4 protein-coding genes are annotated in these 3,649 nt (G+C 29.4%); all 4 read right to left on the reverse strand.

All coding sequences use genetic code 11. The features are described from left to right. Positions 1-593: 593 nt before the first annotated feature. The 4 genes from OC683_RS02140 to OC683_RS02155 all read right to left on the reverse strand — a co-directional run bounded on the left by OC683_RS02140 (position 594) and on the right by OC683_RS02155 (position 3,496). Positions 594-806, reverse strand: coding sequence for a ribosomal-processing cysteine protease Prp (locus OC683_RS02140; protein WP_304514901.1), 213 nt, complete (start codon positions 804-806; stop codon positions 594-596). Between the two features lie 808 nt (positions 807-1,614). Beyond that, positions 1,615-1,938, reverse strand: a complete 324-nt coding sequence (gene rplU / locus OC683_RS02145) for a 50S ribosomal protein L21 (protein WP_078123156.1) — start codon at positions 1,936-1,938, stop codon at positions 1,615-1,617. A 101-nt stretch (positions 1,939-2,039) separates the two neighbouring features. After that, the gene (gene trhO, locus OC683_RS02150) at positions 2,040-3,005 is read right to left on the reverse strand and encodes an oxygen-dependent tRNA uridine(34) hydroxylase TrhO (RefSeq protein ID WP_304514902.1); all 966 of its coding nucleotides are present in this window, start codon (positions 3,003-3,005) and stop codon (positions 2,040-2,042) included. A 113-nt stretch (positions 3,006-3,118) separates the two neighbouring features. Beyond that, on the reverse strand, positions 3,119-3,496 hold the full coding sequence (locus OC683_RS02155; RefSeq protein WP_420887819.1) for a nucleotidyl transferase family protein: 378 nt from the start codon (positions 3,494-3,496) through the stop codon (positions 3,119-3,121). Positions 3,497-3,649: the final 153 nt, after the last annotated feature.

The following is a 3,649-nucleotide window of genomic DNA, read 5'->3' on the forward strand; positions in this document are numbered from 1 at the left end:
AAAGCTTTGTTTCTAATGAAACGGTTGTTGACATTATATATCAACCCCTTTCTCGATACCATTGAATAAACAGTAAATTACTTTCTTCTTTCGCCCTATAAGAGTAATTAACTCTCTTCTTGGTAAGCCGATTAACTAAACTATTCCAAATTTAGGTTTACGCTTACGACTACTAAGAAGATTCTTTATCCTTGACTATCCGGGCTTTTATTTCCGGATTAGTAAACTTAATTACTTAGTTTTAGGATTCTCCAAGTTACACTAAATTTCGACCTTAATTCCTTAGGAGAAGTATCCTCTTTAGCGAGGCTGATTCCAGGTTTCTTCATCTGATAAACTACTCAATACTTGAATTCTATATTAGTAGTCTCTGGACTGTCCGTTTAAGCAACTTCCAGAACAGGTCATGCTATTACATCAATTTTCCTTCTTAGGCCATCTCAGGCTTTTCCATAGAATTTTATTCGGTGGCGGTGTCATCTTGACTAATTTGCTTTCGTCGCAACCCGCTTTTATGGTCTGCTATAATCCAACATTCTTTCGTCTGTCAGACCGACCATCTCCATTCAGAGTTTATCAGCTCTGGCTATTGGTTAAATAGCACGAAATTTAGGCCTCTTTGGCGCCCATTCAATAGCATTAATAGTCACTATTATAGCAGTAGATACTGAAGAACAAACTATATCATTTGAATAAGAATATTGAGCATGGCCTTTAAATACGGATAGATTAATTGCGTTTTTTATACAAAGATTTATCTTTGCTGTTTTATTTACAATCAGCCCCCGTCCAAACCGGACAAGCAAGTTTCCCAGCATCCGGCTTTCCCTAATTTACTCTTTTGCGAGAACTAATTTCGCCTTAAGACTGATTAGCTATTTATTCTTATTGTTCTTATTCAACCATTTGAGGAACAATCTTCTATGTTCATAAAAGTTTAGTTGCTGGTGAAACCGTTATCAACTTCCTTCTTGATGCCATTGAATAAATAATAAATTACTATCTTCTTTCGCCCTATAAGAGTCATTAACTCTCTTCTGGGTAAGCCGATTAACTAAATTATTCCAAATTTAGGTTTACCCTTACGACTACTAAGAAGATGCTTTATCCTTGACCATCCGGGCTTTTATTTCCGGATTAGTAAATTTTCATTACTTAGTTTTAGGATTCTCCAAGTTACGCTAAATTTCGACCTTAATTCCTTAGGGGAAGTATCCTCTTTGGGAGGATGATTCCAGGTTTTCTTTAACTGACAAACTACTCAGTACTTATTGTTTGTACTAGTAGACTCTGGACTGCCCGTTTAAGCAACTTCCGAGACAGGTTCTTCTATTACCTCAATTTTCCTTCTTAGGCCATTGCAGGCTTCTCCGTAGAATTATTCGGTGGCGGAATCATCTTGACTAATTTGCTTTTGTCGCAACCCGCTTTTATGGTCTGCTATAATTCAGCATTCTTTCGTTTGCTAAACCGACCATCTCCTTTCAGAGCTTATCGGCTCTGGCTATTGGTTAAATAGCACGAAATTTAGGCCTCTTTGGCGCCCCAATAATAGAAGTAATAATTTCGTTATTATATTTTATAAAACATTCAATCATATAATTAATAAAATAATTATTTAGGTAAATTAATATTAGTAATTAAAAGTTTCGTGTATAACTGTCTATGTCCTTTTTTGCAACGATACTTTTTACGTCTTTTATAAGTTGCTACAATAATTTTTTTTGATTTACCTTGCTTAATAACTTTAGCTTCTACTGTAGCTCCTTCAATACAAGGATTTCCCAAAATAGAGTTACCTTCTGAATAGATAGCTAAAACTTTGCGAAAAACATAAACTTCTTCAGGTTGCACTGATAATTTATCTGTAAAAATTTCTTGATTTAAAGTAACTTGGAATTGTTTATTACCATTAGCCACAATAGCAAATTTATCCATAAATAACCTCTTTCTTTCTTTAAATAGATCTTAAAACCAAAATAATATTATTATTTTAAATAATTTAACATAATTATATAAATAATCACATCTTTTTTTAATCAGCAAATTATTACACCATCATTTTTATTCGAATTAATAGATTTTTTATAATTTTCAAGATTAAAACGATTATTAACATGTTGTCTACAACGAAGACAACAACTACCTAAATATTTTATTTCATTAGCTAAACTACATAAAATTTGTTTATTACATTCAGGATTAGCACAATTAATATATCTTTCACAAGGAGTCTGATCGAAAAAATCTTTTCCTATAATAGTATGTTTTTTTTTATTCGCTTTAACAACAATTCTTTTATCAAAAACATAAAGACTACCCTGGAATCTTTCGCCCTGAAGTGTTTCATCTTGACTATAATTAATAATCCCCCCTTTTAATTGAAAAACTTCAGATATCCCTTTATTTTTTAAATAAATAGATAATTTTTCGCATCTTACCCCTCCAGTACAATAAGTTAAAACCTTTTTATTTTTAAAAAAATCTAAATTTTTATCTATCCAAGCAGGTAATTCTCGAAAATTATTAATATCAGGTAAAATAGCGTTTAAAAAATGTCCTAACTTTGTTTCATAATTATTACGAGCATCTAATAAAATAATATCAGATTTTTGAGATAAATTATAAAATTCTTTAGGTTCTAAATAACAACTATTTTTAGGAAAAATATCATTTTTTAACTTTAAAGATACTATTTCTTTTTTATATTTTACTGAAAGTTTAGGAAAAACATGGCCATTAACTGAATCTATTTTAAACGCAGTATTAGCAAAACAAGAATCTTGTAATAAAAATTGCATATAAGAATTAATATCTATTGTTAATCCTGACAAAGTGCCATTAATACCTTCTTCAGAAATAATAATTCTACCTAATAATTTATTTTTAATACAAAATGTTTTATGAAGATTACATAAAATTTTAGGATTTTTAATATAACTATAATTATAAAATAAAATTACTTGATAAAGATTTTTGTCCATTTGATTTTTATTGGATACCATAATATATTCAATAATTCCTTTATTTTTAAAAAAATACAAATATATGCATAAAATAATAACTCACTTTAAATCATTTAATTTGTAACTAACTAAAATACTTTAATCCAGAAAAGTTAAAAACTTTTATCAATCAATTTAGAAAGTTCAGGATTTTGAGCATATTTTTTATAATTTAATTTTTGCAAAAATTTTAAAGTAGTTATAGGTACTAATTTTTTCATATCTTTAAAATTTCCCTGGATAAACAACTTACGTACTTGTGTTGCTGAAATAGGTTTAAAATCCTGGATCAATCGAGGCAAAATAACTAATTCTATTGAAGATTTAAACAAAATTTCTTTCATTATTGTATTATATAAATTAGTAGTATAAGAAAAAGGTTCTTCTCCTACATAACGTGTTTTAATACCTAATTTACAAGCTATATAATTAGCAAAAATATTTGTGTCTAAAATAATTTGAGAACGAATTACTTGTTCAGGAGATGACAAAAAATAAGAAGGGAAAACATTTCTAGAAATACGGATAGATTAATTGCGTTTTATGCAGCGATTTATATTTGCTGTTTTATTTACAATCAGCCCCCGTCCAAACCGGACAAGCAAGTTTCCAAGCATCCGGCTTTCCCTAATTTACTCTCTTGC

Origin of the sequence: Candidatus Phytoplasma crotalariae (assembly GCF_030586865.1) — a bacterium.
In the GTDB taxonomy this organism is placed as follows: Bacteria; Bacillota_I; Bacilli_A; order Acholeplasmatales; family Acholeplasmataceae; genus Phytoplasma; species Phytoplasma citri.